Origin of the sequence: Pseudomonas sp. B21-023 (genome assembly GCF_024749165.1) — a bacterium.
Lineage (GTDB): Bacteria > Pseudomonadota > Gammaproteobacteria > Pseudomonadales > Pseudomonadaceae > Aquipseudomonas.
Genome location: NZ_CP087190.1, coordinates 1,551,451 through 1,571,606, shown reverse-complemented (window position 1 = coordinate 1,571,606; position 20,156 = coordinate 1,551,451). Strand labels below are relative to the sequence as shown.

Here is a 20,156-nt window from a genome sequence, read left to right as displayed (position 1 = left end):
GGCTCCCACAGGATCGAGCGCACCTCTGTGGGAGCCGGCTTGCCGGCGAAGGGCCGGTAAAGGAAACCTCACACTCTAGGGACCACCATGAACCACCGCACCGCCCTCGGCGCCCTGCATATCGGCGCGCTGTTCTTCGGCCTGACCGGCGTCTTCGGCAAACTGGCCGCCAGTGCCAGTCCTACGATCATCGTCTTCGGCCGGGCCATGTTCGCCGTCCTGGCCCTGGGCCTGTTCGCCGGCCTGGCGCGCCAGGCCTGGCAACCACTGCGCGGCCAGGACCTGCGCCGCCTGCTGCTGGGGGGTGTGCTGCTGGCCGGGCATTGGGTGAGCTTCTTCATCGCGGTCAAGGTCGGCGGCGTGGCCATCGCCACCCTCGGCTTCGCCAGCTTCCCAGCCTTCACGGTGATCCTCGAAGGCTTGTTGTTCCGTGAACGCATCCGCCGCAACGAGGCTGTGCTGGTGCTGTTGGTGAGCATCGGCCTGGTGCTGGTCACCCCCGCCTTCGACCTGGCCAGCGAGGCCACCGGCGGGCTGCTCTGGGCGTTGCTCTCAGGCCTGCTGTTCTCGCTGCTGTCGCTGACCAACCGTGCCGGTTCCGGGCGCCTGCCCGCCGTGCAGGCGGCGCTGTGGCAGAACCTGGTGGTGAGCCTGTGCCTGCTGCCGTTCGCCGCGCCGGGCCTGACTGCCGTGGCGCCCATGGACTGGCTGTGGATCGCCCTGCTCGGCATCTTCTGCACCGGTGTCGCCCACAGCCTGTTCGTCGCTAGCCTCGCGGTGATCAAGGCGCGCACCGCCGCGGTGGTGTTCGGCATGGAGCCGGTCTATGGCATCGCCGTGGCCTGGGTGGTGTTCGCCGAACAGCCGACCCTGCGCATGCTCGCCGGTGGTGCCTTGATCATCTTCGCCATCGTCCTGTCCAGCCGCCTGGCCGCCGAGCAACCCACCCGGCAGACCGTGGCCGAAAGCGCCTGATCAGCGATCGTTGTGACCCAGGTCGCGCTGCGGATCGATCTGGTCACGCACCCGCTGCTTGAGCGCCTTGGCCTCGGGGAAGCCGCCGTCGGCCTTGCGCTCCCAGATCTGCACGCCGTCGCAGGTGATGCGGAACACCCCGCCGGTACCAGGCTCCAGGGCGACCTGGCCGAGGTCGTCAGCGAAGGTGCTGAGCAACTCCTGCGCCAGCCAGGCGGCGCGCAGCAGCCACTGGCACTGGGTGCAATAGGTAATGACAATTTGTGGCTTGCTGTCTGCCATGTCGGGGAACTCCGTAGGAAGGGCCGCTTATACTAGCGGTCTTTACCCTCTGGTTTGAGACTCACGATGCGCCGCCTGCTGTTCTGCCTCCTGCTGATGCTCACTTCCATCACCTTGCATGCCGCCGAAACGACGCGGCCGAAAATCGGCCTGGTGCTGTCGGGCGGCGCCGCCCGCGGCCTGGCCCATATCGGCGTACTCAAGGCCCTGGAAGAACAGGGCGTGCGCATCGACGCCATCGCCGGCACCAGCATGGGCGCGGTGGTCGGCGGGCTGTACGCCTCGGGCTACAGCATCGCCGAACTGGAAAAACTGGCCACCACCCTGGACTGGCAACAGGCATTGTCCGACGCCCCGCCGCGCAAGGACGTGCCGTTCCGACGCAAGCAGGACGACCGTGACTTCCTGGTCAAGCAGAAGCTGAGCTTTCGCGACGACGGCAGCCTGGGCCTGCCGCTGGGCGTAATCCAGGGTCAGAACCTCGCCCTGCTGCTGGAAAGCAAGCTGGCCCATGCCGCCGACGTGCGCGACTTCGACAAGCTGCCGATCCCGTTTCGCGCCGTGGCCACCGACATCACCAGTGGCGAGAAGGTGATCTTCCGCCGCGGCCACCTGCCGCAGGTGATCCGCGCCAGCATGTCGATCCCGGCAGTGTTCGCCCCGGTGGAACTGGACGGCCGGCTGCTGGTGGACGGCGGCATGACCGACAACATCCCGGTGGACGTGGTGCGCGAGATGGGCGTGGACCTGGCCATCGTCGTCGACATCGGCACCCCACTGCGCAACCGCAAGCAACTGGCCACGGTGGTCGACGTGCTCAACCAGTCGATCACCCTGATGACCCGGCGCAACTCCGAGGAACAGTTGGCCAGCCTGCGCCGCGAGGACATCCTCGTCCAGCCGCCGCTGTCCGCGTTCGGCGTCACCGACTTCGGCCGCGCCCAGGACATGATAGATGCCGGCTACCGCGCTACCCGCGCCCTCGATCCGCGCCTGGCGGCGTTGCGCCGGCCCGAGGGTGACAACAACCTGGCGGTGGCGCGTTCGCCGAAACAGCGCACGCCGATCATCACTGCCATCAAGGTGGAGAACGACTCCAAGGTCAGCGACGACGTGATCCGCTACTACATCCGCCAACCCATCGGCGAGCCGCTGGACCTCGGCCGCCTGCAGACCGACATGGGCACCCTCTACGGGCTGGACTACTTCGACCAGGTGCAATACCGCGTCGCGCACAAGGGCGATGAACATACCCTGGTGATCAGCGCCCGCGGCCGGCGTGGCGGTACCGATTACCTGCGCCTGGGCCTGAACCTGTCGGACGACCTGCGCGGCGACAGCGCCTTCAACCTTGGTGCCAGCTACCGGGTCAACGGCATCAACCGGCTCGGCGGCGAATGGCTGACCCGGGCCCAGATCGGCGACGACCAGGAGCTGTACAGCGAGTTCTACCAGCCGCTGGACGTGGGCTCGCGTTACTTCATCGCCCCCTATCTGGCCCTGGGCTCGCAGAATGTGGAGGCCATCCTGGACAACGACCCGGTGGCCGAATATCGCCTAGAACGCTACGGCTTCGGGCTCAATGTCGGGCGGCAGATCGGTACCTACGGCGAGGTGCGCCTGGGCGCGGGCAAGGCCTGGGGCAACGCCGAGGTGCGCATTGGCGACCAGGACTTGCCCAAGGTCAGCTTCAACGAGGGTTTCTACGAGCTCAAGTACTCCTTCGACACCTTCGACAACGTCTACTTCCCGCACAGCGGCGAAGACATCGGCCTGACCGTGCGCAAGTACGACAAGTCGCTGGATTCGGACCAGAACTACCGGCAGTGGCTGTTCAACCTGGACAAGGCCATCAGCAGCGGGCCGAACACCCTGGTGCTGGGCGGGCGCTACGGGCGCACCCTGGACGATGCCGAGGTGGTCACCTCAAGCTTCGTGTTCGGCGGGGCACGCCAGCTATCGGGCTTTCGCCAGGACTCGATCTCCGGGCAGAACATGAGCCTGCTGCGCATGGTCTACTACCGCCGCCTGACGCCACGGGCCTACCTGCCCCTGGACTTCCCGCTGTACCTGGGCGGGTCGCTGGAGCGCGGGCGGGCGTGGAACAACGACAACGAGTTCGACAGCGGCTACATCAATGCAGCGAGTATCTTCCTGGGGCTGGAAACGCCGCTGGGGCCGTTGAACCTGAGCTATGGCGCCAACGATGCGCATGAGAAGGCGGTGTACCTGAACCTGGGGCATACCTTCTAGAAATGATCGCGGGGCAAGCCGCACCCACAAGCCAAGCAGAATCTTGTGGGAGCGGGCTTGCCCCGCGATCTACGTCAAGCTCAGGACTTTTCGAGATTATCGAGAATCTTCGCATGCACGCGCATGCACACTTCCAGGTCGGCCTCATCGACCCCGGTGAACAACTCGAGCCGCAACGCATTGGCGATGGTCTCGATCTGGTCGATCAGCGGCTTGGCCGGCGGGCACAGCAGGATCTTCTTGGCCCGACGGTCTTCCATCACCGCCTGGCGGCGCACCAATCCCTGGCTTTCCAGGCTGTCGAGCAGGCGCGCCAGGGTCGGGCCCTCGACGCCGACGCTCTGGGCCAGCTCGCGCTGGGTCGGCGCCTCCTCGAACCTGGCCAAGTGCAGCAGCACCAGCCAACGGGCTTGCGACAGGTTGAGGCCGGCCAGGCGGCGATCCAGCTCGGCGCGCCAGCCTCGGGACATCTGGGCCAGCTGCATGCCGAAGCGGTGTTGGTTGTCGGTCAGGGGCATAAGTAACTCAATGAATAGAACTAATTATTAGCCAGCTAACCATGGCCCGACCGATCAGGCAAGGTTCGACGCCACGGAAATGACTGATAATCATGTAAGGGTATGACAAAGGTCAGCAAATGGCACAAATGCCGGCAATCACACACCGAACTCCACGGCAAGCGCCGCCCGCACGCAGTGCAGCACACCTTCCGGCACCCGCTGGCCGAACAGCGGTGCCACAGCGGACACCGCAGGCAGCTCGCCCTCGCCGTCGAGGAAGGCGTCCTGCACTTCCATCATCAGCTCTTCGGGCAGGTCCAGTGCCTGCTCCAGGCTCAGCTCCTGGCGGCCGATGGCCTCGGCCAGCAAGCTGTAGACGTTCTTCTCAGTGCAGTTGAGTTGCCCGGCGATCTGTGCCGGTGTCATGCCGGCGCGGGCCAGGCTGACCAGTTCGTGGCGTAGGTCGAGCACCACCTTCGGCGCTTCATCGGTGCCACCGGCGCCATTGAGCACCTCAAGGAAGGCCTGGCCGTAGCGCTCCAGCTTGCGCGCACCGACACCACTGACCTGGGCCATGTCGCCGAGGCTGGTAGGCATGCTGCGCAGCATCTCCAGCAAGGTGGAGTCGGGGAAGATGACATAAGGCGGCACGCTGTGCTCTTCGGCCAGCTTGCGCCGCAAGGTGCGCAACGCCTCCCACAATTCGCGTTCCTCGGCGCGCACCAGCTGGCTGGCCGGGCTGCCGCCACTGCCGCCGGACGCCTTGGCCGCGGTCTGCGGCTTGAGGTCGCGGCGCAGTTGCAGGTTCACCTCACCGCGCAACAGCGGTCGGCAGCTGTCGGACAGGCGCAGGCCGCCGTAGCCTTCCAGGTCGATGTCCACCAGGCCACGCGCCACCAACTGGCGGAACAGCGAGCGCCATTCGGCCTCGGCCAGCGCCTTGCCGACGCCGAACACCGACAGCTTCTCGTGGCCGAAACTGCGCACTTTCTCAGTGTCCTTGCCCAACAGCACATCGACCAGATGGCCGACACCATAGCGCTGGCCGGTGCGGAACACCGCCGACAAGGCCTGGCGCGCAGGCTCGGTGGCGTCCCAGGTCTGCACATTGTCGACGCAGTTGTCGCAGTGCCCGCAGGGCTGTTCCAGCACCTCGTCGAAATAGGCCAGCAACGACTGGCGGCGGCAACGGGTTTCCTCGCACAGGGCCAGCATGGCGTCGAGCTTGTGCTGCTCGATGCGCTTGTGGCGCTCGTCGCCCTCGGAGTTCTGCAGCATCTGCTTGAGCATCACCATGTCCTGCAGGCCGTAGGCCATCCAGGCGTCCGACGGCAGGCCGTCACGGCCGGCACGGCCGGTCTCCTGGTAATAGGCCTCGAGCGACTTGGGCAGGTCGAGGTGGGCAACGAAACGCACGTTGGGCTTGTCGATACCCATGCCGAAGGCGATGGTCGCGACCATGATCAGCCCTTCCTCGTTGAGGAAGCGGTGCTGGTTGGCGGCGCGGGTCTCCGCAGCCAGGCCGGCGTGGTACGGCAACGCCGGGAAGCCCTGCTCGCAGAGGAAGGCCGCGGTCTCGTCGACCTTCTTGCGCGACAGGCAATAGACGATACCGGCGTTGCCGCGCCGCTCGCCGAGGAACGCCATCAACTGCTTGCGCGGCGCCTCCTTGGGCACGATGCGGTAGAAGATGTTCGGTCGGTCGAAGCTCGACAGGAAACGCTCGGCGCCCTGCAGGTGCAGGCGCTGGACGATCTCCTCGCGGGTACGCATGTCGGCGGTGGCGGTCAGGGCGATGCGCGGCACATGGGGGAACAGCTCGGCAAGCTGGCCCAGTTGCAGGTATTCCGGGCGGAAGTCGTGGCCCCATTGCGAGACGCAGTGGGCCTCGTCGATGGCGAACAGGGAAATGTCCAGGCCACGCAGGAAGTCCAGCATGCGCGGCTGCACCAGGCGCTCGGGGGCCAGGTACAGCATTTTCACCTCACCGCGACGCAGGCGCCCGGCCAGGTCGCGCTGCTGCTCGGCGCTGAGCGTGGAGTTCAGCGCAGCGGCGGCCACGCCCAGCTCGTCGAGGGTGGCGACCTGGTCGTCCATCAGCGCGATCAGCGGCGACACCACCACCGTCAAGCCGGGGCGCAGCAAGCCGGGCACCTGGAAACACAGGGACTTGCCGCCACCGGTGGGCATCAGTACCAGTGCGTCGCCGCCGCCCGCCACACATTCGATGATCGCTGCCTGGCGCCCGCGGAAACTGTCGTAACCGAAGACATCCTTGAGGACGCGCTGAGCCTGTTCGAGCATTTGCCACTCCAAAATCGCCGTACCATCCTGGACTCAGGCTGGACGATAAATCCGCCGCGCACACACCGAATGCGTAAGCGGTTTTTGCCGGATGGCCGCAAAACGCCATCTGGCACGAAAAACCGCGGAGTATACCCGACTGCCGCGCCCCCCGGCATGCCCCGGTGACGGACGTTCCCTTTGCCCCGCGAGCGCCGCAAGGTGCTAGAATTCAGCATCGTTTATTCCCCAAGGTAGCCCTGTAATGTCCTTCGCCGAGCAACTGACCCGCCTGCAAGCCTTCCTCGACGCCGATGAGCTGCACGAAGAAGCGCTGGACTACGTCGCCGCCCACGGCTACCTGACCGCGCTGTCGATCTGCTCTGAAGAAGTTCCAGAACGCGAATGGATCGATGCGCTGTTCGCCGAAGAACCCCATTACGCCAGCGATGCCCAACGCACCGAGATCGAGGCCACCCTGGTCGCGCTCAAGGGGCACATCGCCCGCCAGTTGGCCAGCGACGAGGAATTCGACCTGCCTTGTGAGCTTGACCTGACCGAAGAGCCGGACGACTCCGACCTGCGCGGCTGGTGCATCGGCTTCATGGAGGGCGTGTTCCTGCGTGAAGAGGCCTGGTTCGAGAACGCCGAGGAAGAAGTCAGCGAAATGCTGCTGCCGATCATGGTCGGCTCGGGCCTGTTCGACGAACAACCCGAGTTTGCCGACATTGCCGGCAACGCCAACTTGCAGGACGACATGATCGTGCAGATCCCCGAGGCACTGAGCGCGTTGTTCCTGCTGCTGCACGCCCCCGAAGAGAAGCCCGCCCTGCTCAAGCCACGCCACCACTGACCAAGGTGGTGCGCTACCTGCTGCTGGCCGTCGGCTGGCTCAGCGTCGCGCTGGGGGTGGCGGGGATCTTCCTGCCGGTATTGCCCACCACCCCGTTCCTGCTGCTGGCGGCGGCCTGCTTCGCCCGCAGCTCGCCGCGTTTTCACCACTGGCTGGTGAACCACCCGAAACTCGGACCGTGGATACGCGACTACCTCAGCGGTGAGGGGATCCCGCTCAAGGGCAAGGTGTATGCGATCGGCCTGATGTGGGCGAGCATCGGGCTGTCCTGCTACCTGGTGCCGTTGTTCTGGGCGCGGGCGTTCATGCTGACCAGCGCGGTACTGGTCAGTGCCTGGATCCTCAAGCAGAAGACCTTGCACCGGCCACAGTGACGCCATCGCGGGGCGGACTTGCCCCGCGATGCGCTGCTGGCTTACACCGTATCCACCTTCAACGAGTGGTCATTGAGCATGCCGTTGATGATGGTCGCGGTGTCATGCCCGGCCGCGATCAGCCCCCCTGCCCCGGCCGAAACGCCATAATGCTGCGCCAGGTCCACCCCAGCCAGGTCGATGGTCTGGGTCGGCGCCGCGCCGGCGACGCTGCTGACCTCGATGGTCGACACCACATTGGTGCCGGTGCCACTGATCTTGAAGTGCAGGTAGTCGTCCAGCGACGCACTGGTGGCGTTCTCGCCCTGTAGCAGTTGCGACAGATCCAGACGATCGCTGCCCGGGGTGAAGTCGGTCACGGTGTCATGCCCGGTTTCGCCCTTCTGCCAGACAAAGCTGTCATTGCCACTGCCGCCGGTGAGCGTGTCGTTGCCCGGCCCGCCAATCAGGATGTCGTTGCCGACACCGCCCTTGAGCACATCGTTGCCCACGCCGCCGTTGAGCAGGTTGTCACCGTCATTGCCGGTCAGGGTGTCGTTGTAGTCCGAGCCGATCAGATTCTCGATACCGCTGAGGGTGTCCAGCCCGGCACCGACGGTGTTCTGCTGCCCGACATGGCCAAGGTCCACGGCCACGCCGGCGGTGGCCTTGGCGTAGCTGGCAGTGTCATTGCCGGCTCCGCCGTCGAGCAGGTCGTTGCCAGGACCACCGATCAGCAGGTCGTCGCCATCACCACCGTGCAGGCTGTTGTTGCCCGCCCCCGCCACCAGCACATCATTGCCGGCGCCACCGTTGAGGGTGGTATCGCCGGCCCCGGCCAGCAGTACATCGTCACCGCCGGTGCCGGCAAGGGTGTTGCCGGCCTGGTAAGTGATATCCACCGCTCCGCTGCCGTAGCCGCCATGGTTGTCGCTGACGGTGTAGCTGCCGTGATAGTCCTCGTTGCTGGCATTGCTGTAGTCCACCACCAGGCTCAGCTTGTAGTTCTCGGCAGCCTTGCTGTTGCCAGCGGCGTTCTCGGTATTGATCACATGGATGCTGTACACCCCGTCATGGGTGGCCGTGAAGCTGCCGCCGTCGACGATGGACTGGTAGCTGCCGCCGGCATCCTTCCACTCCATCAGCAGGTTGCCCGCGGGCCGGTCATGGTCGAGAGTGAGGGTTTCGCCCTTACGCAGGGTCACCGTCAGGGTGTCCTCGTCGTTGGCATTGGCGGTGCTGATCGAGCCCAGGTAACCAGCCACCACCAGGGCAGCGGTCATGCTGCCGTTGAGGCTGGTGAACTCGCTGCGGGCCAGGTCGCGCAGCTGGTTCTCGGCCTTGTTGGCGGTGGCATCGAACTTGATGGTCTGTGCCTGGGTGCCCGCCGTGAAGCCCGCGCCCTTGTCGGCGAAGTTGGTATTGAAGGTGGTCGGCGCGGCACTCAGGGTGTCGTGGTCCGGGTCGCGGTCATTGGCCAGCAGCGCCTCTGCCGGCACCGTCAGGGTGGCGCCCTTGATATTGGTGATGATGTGGTCGGCACCAGCGACCGGCGCGCCATTGCTGTTGATGTTGATCGTCAGGCTGGCACTGCGGGTATCGCCATCGTTGTCGCTGGCGGTGAAGCCGAACTTCTCCACCTGGCCGCTGCCGTTGTCCTTCGCTGGCGTGTAGGTGAACTCGCCGCTGTCCATGTTCACCACCAGGGTGCCGCCCAGGCCGGTCTTGATGTTCAGGCTGTTGCTCACGGTGTCGAAGGTGGCTTTGTCCACGCCGCCGCTGGCCGCGTAACCGCCCTGCCCAGCATTGGCCTTCGGATCGTAGGTGTAGGTGGTGCCATCGACCAGGAGCGCCTTGATGAAGCCGCCATCAGCCCCGAAATCACCGCCACTCATGAGGCTGCCGGTAATCGGTGCGCCCTGCACCGTGCCGGAGAGCACCGCGCCTAGCTGGCTGAGGTCGGTGACCACCACCGAGTTGGTGTCGGTATGGCTGCTGCCGTCGTAGGCCAGTGGGTCGAGGTTGCTCTCGTTGACGCCGCTGCCCATGCCGATGGCGTAGGACTTGATGCCGTTGCTGTCGAGGAAGGATTCCCAGGCGGCTTCCCGTGGCGCGGTCATGGCGTGACCATTGGTGGGCTCACCGTCGGAGAAGAAGTAGCTGATGTTCTGCGCGCCCACCAGCTTGCCCGTGGTGGCGAAGGCTTCCTGGGCCTTGGTGGCTGCCGAATCGTAGTAGGTCGAGCCGCCTGGGCTGAGCCCGGCGATCAGGTTCTTGGCCTCGCTGATCGTGACCCACACCGGGGTCTGCACCTGCGCACCGGTGCCGAAGGTGACGATCTGCACCTTGATGTCGCCCATCTCGTCGTACTTGTCGAGCAAGGCATTGATCGCCTGCTTGGCCAGTTCCAGACGGGTCAGCCCCGGCACGCCGGAGCTTGCCGCCATACTGCTGGACACATCCACCACCAGCAGGATGTTGGAGTCCACCTGGCCGGGCGTGATGCTGCGCACCGCGCACTGGACCGTCGGCACATCGTCGACAATGTTGATGGCAATGGTGCTGGTGACGCTGTTGCCCAAGGCGTCGGTAGCCTTGTAGGTGAAGTACTCGTTGACGGTGTTGGCGCCGTCGTTGGCACCACCCGGGGTCTTCGGCGCCGAGGTCAGGGTATAGGTGTAGGAACCGTCGGCATTGAGCTGGATCTGCCCGTACTGGCCCACGGCATTTCCGACCAGGCTGTAGGTCAGTGCGCCGACGCCGCCCTGGACCGACCCCACCAGGCTGCCAGAGGCTGTCTCGCCAGTAGAACCCGGCTCGCTGCCGGTGGCGGTGCCGGCGGCCAGGTCATTGCCGTCCTTGTGCAGGTCCAGCGCTTTTTCGTACACGGTGACGTCGTTGTCCTCGCACGCCACCAGTTTGCTGTCCTGCACATTGATGCGAATGGTCGTGGTGCTCTCGTCGCCGTCGGCGTCACGGATGGTGTAGACGAAGCTGTCGGTCGCGCCGGCGGCCGGCACGCTGTCGGGGTTGGCGTGGTAGGTGGCGTTGCCCTGGCTGTCCAAGGTCAGGTAGCCATACTGGCCGACGATGGTGTCGCCGACATGGCCGATGGCCGAGGTCGAGGTGTCGGAGCCGGCGCGCACACCGACCACGTACTGCCCGTCGGCACGCACATCGGCGCCGACCACATCGTTGTCCAGCACGTTGCCGCTGACGCTGGCGCCCTCCTTGACCGAGGCCACGTCGCAATGGGCCTTGGGCACGTCATCGACGATGCTGACCACGATGGTACTGGTGGTGGTGTTGCCGAGCGAATCCTTGACCTGATAGGTGAAGCTCTCGGTGACCACGTTCGGGCCATCGTTGACGTGGTTGGGCGAGTTCGGCGCCGAGGTCAAGGTGTAGGTGTAGGAACCATCCGCGTTCAGCTGGATCTGGCCATACTGGCCGGTGGCATTGCCGACCAGGGTGAAGGTCAAGGCGCCGATACCGCCGCTGACCGAGCCTGCCAGTGAACCGCTGGTGGTTTCCGTGGTGGCGTGCGGGTCGCTGCCGGTGACGTTGCCCGCAGCCAGGTCGTTGCCATCCTTGGTCAGGTCCAGGGCTTTCTCGTAGACCTTGGCCGTCTCGTCCGGGCAGGCCACCAGCGAAATGTCGTGCACATCGATGGTGAGGGTGGTGGTGCTTTCATCGCCATCGGCATCGCGGATGGTGTAGACGAACACGTCCGTGGCACCGGCTGGCGCCACCGCATTGGGGTTGGCGTGGTAGGTGGCATTGCCCTGGGCGTCGAGCGTCAGATAGCCATATTGCCCCGCCACGTTGCTGCCCAGCTGACCAATGGCCGAGGTCGAGGTGTCGCTGCCGGCACGCACGCCGACCACATACTGCCCATCGACACGCACATCGGCACCAACCACGTCGTTGACCAGCACATTGCCGCTGACCGTGCCGCCTTCGTAGACGTTGACGAAATCGCTATGGGCCTTGGGCACGTCGTCGACGATGCTGACCACAATGGTGCTGGTGGTGGTGTTGCCGAGCGAATCCTTGACCTGGTAGGTGAAGCTCTCGGTGACCACGTTCGGGCCATCGTTGACGTGATTGGGCGAGTTCGCCGCCGAGGTCAGGGTGTAGGTGTAGCTGCCATCACTGTTCAACTGGATCTGGCCATACTGGCCGGTGGCATTGCCGACCAGGGTGAAGGTCAACCCACCGATACCGCCGCTGACCGAGCCTGCCAGCGAACCACTGGTGGTTTCCGCACTGGACTGCGGATCGCTGCCGGTGACATTGCCCGCTGCCAGGTCGTTGCCGTCCTTGGTCAGGTCCAGGGCTTTCTCGTAGACCTTGGCCGTGTCATCCGGGCAGGCGACCAGGGAGTTGTCGTGCACGTTGATGGTGATCGTGGTGGTGCTTTCGTCGCCATCGGCATCGCGGATGGTGTAGACGAACACGTCCGTGGCACCGGCCGGCGCCACCGAATTGGGATTGGCGTGATAGGTGGCATTGCCCTGGGCGTCGAGCGTCAGGTAGCCATATTGCCCCGCCACGTTGCTGCCCAGCTGGCCGGTGGCCGATGTCGAGGTGTCGCTGCCTGCGCGCACGCCAACCACATACTGCCCGTCGGCCCGCACATCGGCGCCGGTCACATCGTTGACCAGCACATTGCCGCTGACAGTGCCGCCTTCGTAGACATTGGCAAAGTCGCTGTGAGCCTTGGGCACGTCGTCGACGATGTTGATCACGATGGTGCTGGTGGTGGTGTTGCCGAGCGAATCCTTGACCTGGTAGGTGAAGGATTCCGTCAACACATTCGGGCCGTCGTTGACGTGATTCGGCGAGTTCGGCGCGGAGGTCAAGGTGTAGGTGTAGGTGCCGTCCGAATTCAGTTGGATCTGGCCATACTGGCCGGTGGCGTTGCCGACCAGGGTGAAGGTCAGCCCGCCCACGCCACCGCTGACGGAACTGGCCAACGAACCGCTGGCCGTCTCGCCGGTGGAGCCCGGTTCACTGCCGGTAACATTGCCACCGGCCAGGTCGTTGCCATCCTTGTTCAGGTCAAGCGCTTTCTCGTAGACCGTGACCTCGCTGTCAGGCCCGGCGATCAGCGAGCAATCGCGCACGTCGATGGTAATGGTGGTGGTGCTTTCGTCGCCGTCACTGTCACGCACGGTATAGACGAAGACATCCGTGGCGCCCGCCGGAGCGACGGCGTTGGGGTTGGCGTGATAGGTGGCGTTGCCTTGGGCATCGAGGGTCAGGTAACCGTACTGGCCCTGGACCGGATCGCCCAATTGGCCACTGGCCGATGTCGAGGTATCGGAGCCGGCTCGCACACCCACCACATAACGACCATCGGCCCGCACGTCCGCGCCGGACGTATCGTTGTCGAGCACATTGCCGCTGACCGTGCCGCCTTCGACGACACTGGCCGCATCGGGATTGGCCTTGGGCAGGTCGTCGATGATGTTCACGTCCAGCGAGCCAGTGGCCGTGCTGCCATCGGTGTCCGTGGCGGTGACGGTGAAGTGCTCGGACAGGCTGTTGGCGCCGTCGCCGCTGGCGTGGTTCTCGTTGTCCAGCAAGGTGTAGCTGTAGCTGATCACACCCGTGGCCGGGTTGAAACCGGTGATGATCAGGGTGTTGCCCAGCGCAGTGGTGATCGACTGCGGGAAACTTGCCGCCACGCCGCCACTGACCACGGTGATGCCGCCGACGCTCAAGGTCTGCAGGCCATCGGGCGCCGCCACCGTGAAGGTGCCGCTCTGCGTCAGCGCACCGGGATTGGGCGCACTGCCGTCGGCCAGGTTCTTCTCGTAGACGGTCAGCTCGCCGCCATTGACGTCCAGCCCGCCGAGGGTCACCGGGTCATTGAGGTTGCTGACGTTGAGGGTCAGGGTCGCGGTGCTGGTGTCGCCGTCGGCGTCTTTCAGGGTGTAGGTAAAGTTCTCCACCCCACTGCCGCCACCGTGCAGGTTCTTGAAATCCGGATCGTTGGTATTGAGGGTGTAGGTGTAGGAACCATCCGCGGCCAGCACCAAGGTGCCGTAGGTTCCGACGAAGGTACCGGCCACCACCGGGCCGCTGGGAATGCGGTCCGCGCCCTGGATATCGTTGGTCAGCACATTGCCGCTGAGTTCCAGATGCTGCTCGGTAGCGGTGCTGGCATTGCTGTCGTTCACGGCGCGTGGCACGTCGTCACGGACGATAACGTCCAGCGTGCCGCTGGCCACATCGCCATCGGTATCGCTGACCAGCACCGGGAACTGCTCGCCCAACGTATTGGTCCCGGCACCGTCCGGATGATGTTCCGCGCCGGTCAAGGTGTAGCTGTAGCTCACCACGCCCGTGGCCGGGTTGTAGCCCGTGATGGTCAGCACATTGCCGAGCCCGGTGACGATGGACTGGCCGACGCCGGTCACCACGCCTGCGGTGACCACATTGATGCCACCGACACTGAGGTTGAACACGCCATCGGCGGCAATCACCGTGAAGCTGCCCGACTGGGTCAAGGCCGCAGGATTGCTGGCCGAGCCCTGGGGCAGGTTCGCCTCGTCCAGGATCAACTCGGCCGGGCTGACATCCAGGCCGGTGAGGCTGACCGGATTGTCGGCGGGTGGCGCGCCGGCCGGCAGGGGCGCCGCGTCATTGCCATCGAGCCCACCAAGCTCGAGATTGGCCAGCAAAGGGAAGCCGTTGAAGCCCGCCGTAGGGAAACCAATGGTGGGATCCACCCGACCAGCCACCTCGGTCAGTATCACGAAACTGTGGCCGCCACCGAGCGCACCCGACACGCCACCAGGGTTGCCACCCGCCGCGGTCGCTTCGGCTTCCTGCGTGGGGTCGGCGCCTGCGGCAATGGCTTTTTGCAGTTGCTCGACGTCACTGAGCTGGGCGTTGCTGGGCTGCGCGTCCGGCGCCTGTACATGAGGAGCGCGATCGGCCAGCAGGTCGGGGGTCATCTCCAGGCTGCTGCCACGGCCCAGGGTCAGTTCGGCACCGTTTTGCAAGCGCACCGCCACCGCGCCCTCGCTCCCGGTCTCCAGTTGCTCGCCGGCGAACAGGCGATCCCCTTCCACCAAAAGACGGCGATGACCGTCATCGCCCACCGCGAATACCTGGCCGACTACCTTGCCGACCACACCGACTAATTTAGCCATGAGCGTACGCCTCCCCTGCCGATGGGCTTTTCGCAGATCAAGGCGTGCCGGGTAATGTGCGCAACGGTCCAAGTGCCATGGTTGTTGGAACCACTGCTGTCACGTTCGTGAGAAACCACGCTCCCTGTGACGACTGCCGCGATAGTGAACAGGGCGAATGGCCATTATTCAGTGCCATTTTTTTGTCGCCAAATTCCGCTTTCGCCTTCCTCCCCTGTCTCCTTAGCTGCAAAAAATCTGGAACTTTCACCAAGGCCCGAAAATCGCCTGTCCCAGCCAATTCCCGTAACCACCTGAATGAAACAATGTCCCGGATTCCTTAGACCGCATAAGTTTTTTTTCGCATATATCTTATGAAAAAATCTTCTTAGCTCGCCCGACAAATGTTCTTAGCTCTGTTGTTACAAACCTGAAACGGTTTGATTCTAATTTTTCGTCATTTTTTTGGCGAATAGCAGGACATTATTCAAGACCAGGGAGATGTACCCCATGCGCGCTTTAACCCCCATCACCAGTGCGATTTTGTTGGCCATGGCGTGTGCCAACAGTCAGGCGATGTCGATTACCGAGGCTGTCCAGAACGCCGTGGACCAGCATCCCGAGATCAGCGCCAGCCGCAACAGCAGGCTGTCGGCCGACGAGGATGTGAAGTTCGCCCGCGGGGGGTACTACCCAACCGTCGATCTGGTCGCAGGCTACGGCCGGCAACGTTCGGACAACACCAACACCCGCGGCTTCAACCCGGACGGCACGCGTAACCACAACAAGGAAACGCTCAACTACACCCAATCCGAGCTGCGTCTGCGGCAGATGCTGTTCGACGGCTTCAATACCTCCAACGAGGTCGCCCGCACCGAAGCGGTGGCCACCTCGCGTGCCTACTACACCCAGGCCACCGCCGAGAGCATCGCCCTGCGTGCCATCGAGGTCTACCTCGAGGTACTCAAGCGCCGTGAACTGGTAACCCTGGCCAAGAACAACCTGCAGGCCCACCTGCGGGTCAACGACCAGATCGGCCTGCGCAGCGAACGCGGCGTGGGCAGCACCGCCGACCTCGACCAGTCCCGCGCACGTCGCGCCCTGGCCGAAAACAACCTGGACACCGCCGAGGTCGACCTGGCCGACGCCGAGGCCAACTTCTACAGCGTAGTCGGGCGCCTGCCCGATGAACTGGAAACACCCGTCACGATCAAGGGCGAAGTGCCGGGCGACCTGCTCAATGCCCGCCAGGGCATGCTGGAGAACAACCCCTACCTCAAGTCGGCGCAGGCTGATGTGCGCTCCGCCGAGCAGCAGTACGAAGTGGCCAAGTCGCCCTTCTACCCACGCCTGGACGCGGTGCTGGCCACCGGTGCCAACAACAACCTCGGCGGCCAGAAAGGGCATGACAACAATGACTGGCAGGCCGGCGTCGAGCTCAGCTACAACCTGTTCCGCGGTGGCAGCGACAAGGCCCGCCTGCAGTCGGACGCGCACAAGATCAACCAGGCGATGGACATCCGCAACAATGCCCTGCGCGAGCTGAACGAAAACCTCAGCCTGGCCTGGAACGCGATGAACAATGCCCGCAAGCAGACCCCGAGCGCCCGCGAGTACGCCGAGACCACCCAGCGCGTGCGCGCCGCCTACCAGGACCAGTTCGGCCTGGGCCAGCGCACCCTGCTCGACGTGCTCGACAGCGAGAACGAGTTGTACAACGCCAACCGTCGCTACACCGAGGTGCGCTATACCGAAGAGTTCTCCATGTACCGGGTACTGGCGACCATGGGCGAGCTGCTGAGCAAGCAGCGTATCTCGCTGCCGCCGGAAGCCATCGCCAAGACCGAAGTGCGCAACGAGGCGAAATTGCCTGACATGCGTTAGGTTCTGACGAGACAAGGGATTTTTCGCCAGCGCCCATTTCCCGTCCACCGCGGCAGGAGTAGGCCATCGTGACCAGTATGCAAAGCGCGCAACCGCGCCTGGATGTTGATGATCCGTTGCTCGATGGCCTGCTGATCCTGTGCAAGCTGCATGGCTGCATGGCCAGCCGTGCCAGCCTGTGCAGCGGCCTGCCACTGGCAGAGCAGCGCCTGGGGCTGGGCCTGCTGCCCCGCGCCGCCGCGCGCGCCGGGCTTCAGGCTCGTGTACTGCAGCGTGCCCTGGACGCCATCTCCCCGCTCAACCTGCCGGTGCTGCTGATCCTCAATGACGGCCGCAGCGCCGTGCTGCAACGGTGGGGTGAAAACGGCCGGGCATTGCTGCTGCCATGCGAGGCCGAAGGCGGTGAGCAGTGGGTCGAGCGCGAAGCCCTGGCCGAGGCCTACAGCGGCCAGGCCCTGTTCGCCCGCCCACGGCATACCCTGGAGGACGTGCGCGCGCCGCTCATCCCGCGGGTCAACGCCTGGTTCCGCGACACCCTGCGCCACTCCCGCTGGCTGTACAGTGATGCCCTGCTGGCCAGCCTGCTGATCAACCTGCTGGGCCTGATGGTGCCGCTGTTCGTCATGCAGACCTACGACCGCGTGGTCCCCAACCAGGCGCTGTCCACCCTTTGGGTGCTGGTCGCCGGCCTGTTCATCGGTACCGCCTTCGAACTGGTGCTGCGCATGGTCCGTGCCCACCTGCTGGACCAGGCCGGCAAGAAGACCGACCTGATTCTCTCCGCCACCTTGTTCGAACGCATCACCGGCATGAGCATGAAGGCGCGCCCGGCCACCATCGGTGGCTTCGCCCAGAGCATCCATGACTTCCAGGGGCTACGCGAATTCCTCACCGCAGTGACCCTGACCAGCATCATCGACCTGCCGTTCGTGGCCCTGATGCTGCTGGTGATCGGCCTGCTCGGGGGCTGGCTGGTGGTGATCCCGCTGATCGCCTTCCCGCTGGCGGTAGGCCTGGCGCTGTTCATCCAGGTGCGCCTGCGCGACACCGTGCAAAAAAGCCTGAGCCTCGGCGCAGTGCGCCAGGCGCTGCTGATCGAGACCCTCGGCGGCCTGGAAACCCTCAAGGCCTGCGGCGCTGAAAGCGAACGCCAGTACCAGTGGGAACACACCAACGGCGCCATCGCCCGTCTCGACGCCCATGCCCGCAACCTGTCGTCGCTGGCCAGCAACGGCACCCTGTTCATCCAGCAGTTCTGCGGCATGGCGACGATCGTCGCCGGGGTGTACAGCATCATCGCCGGCAACCTCAGTGTCGGCGCGCTGGTGGCCAGCTACATGCTCGGCAGCCGGGTGCTCGCCCCGCTCGGCCAGATCGCCGGGCTGATCACCCGCTACCAGCAGGCCCAGCTGACCATGCGCAGCACCGATGCCCTGATGAGCCTGCCCCAGGAGCGCGAGGCCGAGCACCAGGCGCTGGAACACACCGCGCTGCAAGGTGGCATCACCATCAACCACGCCACCTTCCGCTATGCCGGGCAAACGGCGCCAGCCCTCAACGACGTGAGCGCCACCCTCAAGCCGGGCGAACGCATCGGTATCATCGGCCGCAGCGGCTCGGGCAAGAGCACCCTCGCCCGGCTGTTGATGGGCTTCCATCACCCCGACGAAGGCCAGGTGCTGCTGGACAACCTCGACCTGCGCCAACTGGATATCAGCGACCTGCGCAGCCAGCTCGGCTACGTGGCACACGACCTGCCGCTGCTGGCCGGCAGCCTGCGCGACAACCTCACCCTCGGCGCACGGCACGTCAGCGACGCGCGCATGCTCGAGGTGGCCGAACTGACCGGCGTCAGCGAGCTGGCCCGCCAACACCCGCAAGGCTTCGACCGCCCGGTGGGCGAGCGCGGCCAGCTGCTCTCCGGCGGCCAGCGCCAGGCCGTGCTGCTGGCCCGGGCCCTGCTGCTGGAGCCGCCGATCCTGATACTCGACGAGCCCACCAGCCACATGGACAACAGCAGCGAGGAGCAACTGCGCCAGCGCCTGCTGAACTGGGTGCCCGGCAAGACCCTGCTGCTGGTCACCCACCGCACCTCGATGCTCAGCCTGGTGGACCGGCTGCTGGTGCTGGACAACGGCAAGATCGTTGCCGACGGGCCGAAGGATGCGGTCATCGACGCGCTGCGCAAGGGCCGTATCGGCGCGGCGCTGTGAACCAACACTCTTGAATCCCTGTGGGAGCGGGCCCCGGCCTGCATCGGAGGTAGAACATGCCCATCAGCCACAGCGTGCGCAGCTACCTCCAGGGCGGCGACAGCCGCGCCGAACGCGACTATATGCCAGAGCTGGCCGGCGCCACCCTGCAGGAATCCCCCAGCCTGTCACGGCTGACCGTGTGGCTGGCGGCGATCCTGCTGCTGGTGGCACTGGTCTGGGCCAACTTCGCGGTGCTCGACGAAGTCACCGTCGGCGAAGGCAAGGCCATCCCGTCGAGCAAGGTGCAGGTGGTGCAGAACCTCGAAGGCGGCATCGTCACCGAGATCTTCGTGCGAGAGGGGCAGATGGTCGACAAGGGCGCCACCCTCCTGCGCCTGGACGACACGCGCTTCAAGTCGAACAAAGGTGAAAGCGAGGCCGACCGTTACGCACTCAGCGCGCAGGTGGAACGCCTGTCGGCCGAGTCCGAAGGCCGCCCCTTCGTGCTGTCGAGCGAAGTCCGCGCCAAGGCCCCGCAGGTGGCCGAGGACGAGGCCGCGCTGTACGAATCACGCCAGCGCCGCCTGACCAGCGAGAAGCAGACCCTCAATGAACAGCTGCGGCAGAAGACTCAGGAGCTGGCCGAGTTCCGTTCCAAGGTCGACCAGTACCGCTCGGCGGTGGGCTTGTTGCAGCAAGAGCTGGACATGTCCTCGCCGCTGGTGAGCAAGGGCGCCATCTCCCCGGTGGAGATCCTGCGCCTCAAGCAGCGCAGCGTCGAGGCGCGCGGCCAGCTGAATGCGACCAACCTGGCCATACCCCGCGCCGAAGCGGCGATCGCCGAGATCCGCAGCAAGATCCAGGAATCGGACGCAAGCTTTCGCTCCGACGCCGCCAAGGAACTCAACGACAAGCGCACCGAACTGTCGAAGATCACCGCCACCAGCATCGCCATCGACGACCGGGTCAACCGCACCACCGTGGTGTCGCCGGTGCGCGGCATCGTCAAGCTGCTCAAGGTCAACACCATCGGCGGCGTGGTGCAGCCCGGCAGCGACCTGGTGGAGATCGTGCCGATCGAGGACAACCTGCTGATCGAGGCCAAGGTACGGCCGCAAGATGTGGCGTTCCTGCATCCTGGACAGACCGCGATGGTCAAGTTCAGCGCCTACGACTACACCATCTATGGCGGGCTCAAGGCCAAGCTGGAACTGATCGGCGCGGACACCGTCACCGACGACAAGGGCAATGCGTTCTACCTGATCCAGGTGCGCACCGACAAGAACCATCTGGGTGGCGACAACAAGCCGCTGCTGATCATCCCGGGGATGGTCGCCACGGTGGACATCATCACCGGGCAGAAGAGCGTGCTGGACTATCTGTTGAAGCCGGTGATGAAGGCCCGGACCGAGGCCTTGCGCGAGCGCTGACCG

General features: G+C 65.0%; 11 protein-coding genes. 7 read left to right on the top strand and 4 right to left on the bottom strand.

Annotated elements, in window-relative coordinates:
- Window positions 1-87 precede the first annotated feature (87 nt).
- On the top strand, window positions 88-975 hold the full coding sequence (locus LOY42_RS07115; protein WP_102684308.1) for a DMT family transporter: 888 nt from the start codon (window positions 88-90) through the stop codon (window positions 973-975).
- Here LOY42_RS07115 and LOY42_RS07110 read toward each other — a convergent pair whose 3' ends face one another.
- Complete coding sequence (locus LOY42_RS07110) at window positions 976-1,257, bottom strand: SelT/SelW/SelH family protein (protein WP_023633166.1); 282 nt, start codon at window positions 1,255-1,257, stop codon at window positions 976-978. It abuts the gene before it with no gap.
- A gap of 66 nt (window positions 1,258-1,323) precedes the next feature.
- Between LOY42_RS07110 and LOY42_RS07105 the strand changes: the two genes are divergently transcribed.
- Window positions 1,324-3,510 carry a patatin-like phospholipase family protein gene (locus LOY42_RS07105; protein ID WP_258600125.1) on the top strand — a complete coding sequence of 729 codons (2,187 nt, stop codon included), beginning with the start codon at window positions 1,324-1,326 and terminating at the stop codon, window positions 3,508-3,510.
- A gap of 80 nt (window positions 3,511-3,590) precedes the next feature.
- On the opposite strand, the gene LOY42_RS07100 is transcribed toward LOY42_RS07105, so the two are convergent.
- Both LOY42_RS07100 and recQ read right to left on the bottom strand, forming a co-directional pair.
- Window positions 3,591-4,028: a MarR family transcriptional regulator gene (locus LOY42_RS07100; RefSeq protein ID WP_102684306.1), complete on the bottom strand. Its 438-nt coding sequence runs from the start codon at window positions 4,026-4,028 to the stop codon at window positions 3,591-3,593.
- 138 nt (window positions 4,029-4,166) lie between these two features.
- Complete coding sequence (recQ, locus tag LOY42_RS07095; protein WP_111532640.1) at window positions 4,167-6,314, bottom strand: DNA helicase RecQ; 2,148 nt, start codon at window positions 6,312-6,314, stop codon at window positions 4,167-4,169.
- 244 nt (window positions 6,315-6,558) lie between these two features.
- Here recQ and LOY42_RS07090 point away from each other — a divergent pair, with 244 nt between their 5' ends.
- Window positions 6,559-7,146 carry a YecA family protein gene (locus LOY42_RS07090; RefSeq protein ID WP_023630694.1) on the top strand — a complete coding sequence of 196 codons (588 nt, stop codon included), beginning with the start codon at window positions 6,559-6,561 and terminating at the stop codon, window positions 7,144-7,146.
- Between the two features lie 8 nt (window positions 7,147-7,154).
- Window positions 7,155-7,520: a YbaN family protein gene (locus LOY42_RS07085; protein WP_110701035.1), complete on the top strand. Its 366-nt coding sequence runs from the start codon at window positions 7,155-7,157 to the stop codon at window positions 7,518-7,520.
- Window positions 7,521-7,561: 41 nt separating this feature from the next.
- On the opposite strand, the gene LOY42_RS07080 is transcribed toward LOY42_RS07085, so the two are convergent.
- A complete protein-coding gene (locus LOY42_RS07080) occupies window positions 7,562-14,665 on the bottom strand; it encodes a retention module-containing protein (protein WP_258600122.1) in 7,104 nt (2,367 codons plus the stop codon).
- 489 nt (window positions 14,666-15,154) lie between these two features.
- On the opposite strand from LOY42_RS07080, the gene LOY42_RS07075 reads away from it, so the two are divergent.
- From LOY42_RS07075 to LOY42_RS07065, 3 genes are all read left to right on the top strand, one after another.
- Window positions 15,155-16,528 carry a TolC family outer membrane protein gene (locus LOY42_RS07075; protein ID WP_102684321.1) on the top strand — a complete coding sequence of 458 codons (1,374 nt, stop codon included), beginning with the start codon at window positions 15,155-15,157 and terminating at the stop codon, window positions 16,526-16,528.
- 77 nt (window positions 16,529-16,605) lie between these two features.
- The gene (locus LOY42_RS07070; protein ID WP_110701039.1) at window positions 16,606-18,741 is read left to right on the top strand and encodes a type I secretion system permease/ATPase; all 2,136 of its coding nucleotides are present in this window, start codon (window positions 16,606-16,608) and stop codon (window positions 18,739-18,741) included.
- A 56-nt stretch (window positions 18,742-18,797) separates the two neighbouring features.
- Window positions 18,798-20,153 carry an HlyD family type I secretion periplasmic adaptor subunit gene (locus LOY42_RS07065; protein ID WP_046854598.1) on the top strand — a complete coding sequence of 452 codons (1,356 nt, stop codon included), beginning with the start codon at window positions 18,798-18,800 and terminating at the stop codon, window positions 20,151-20,153.
- Window positions 20,154-20,156 lie beyond the last annotated feature (3 nt).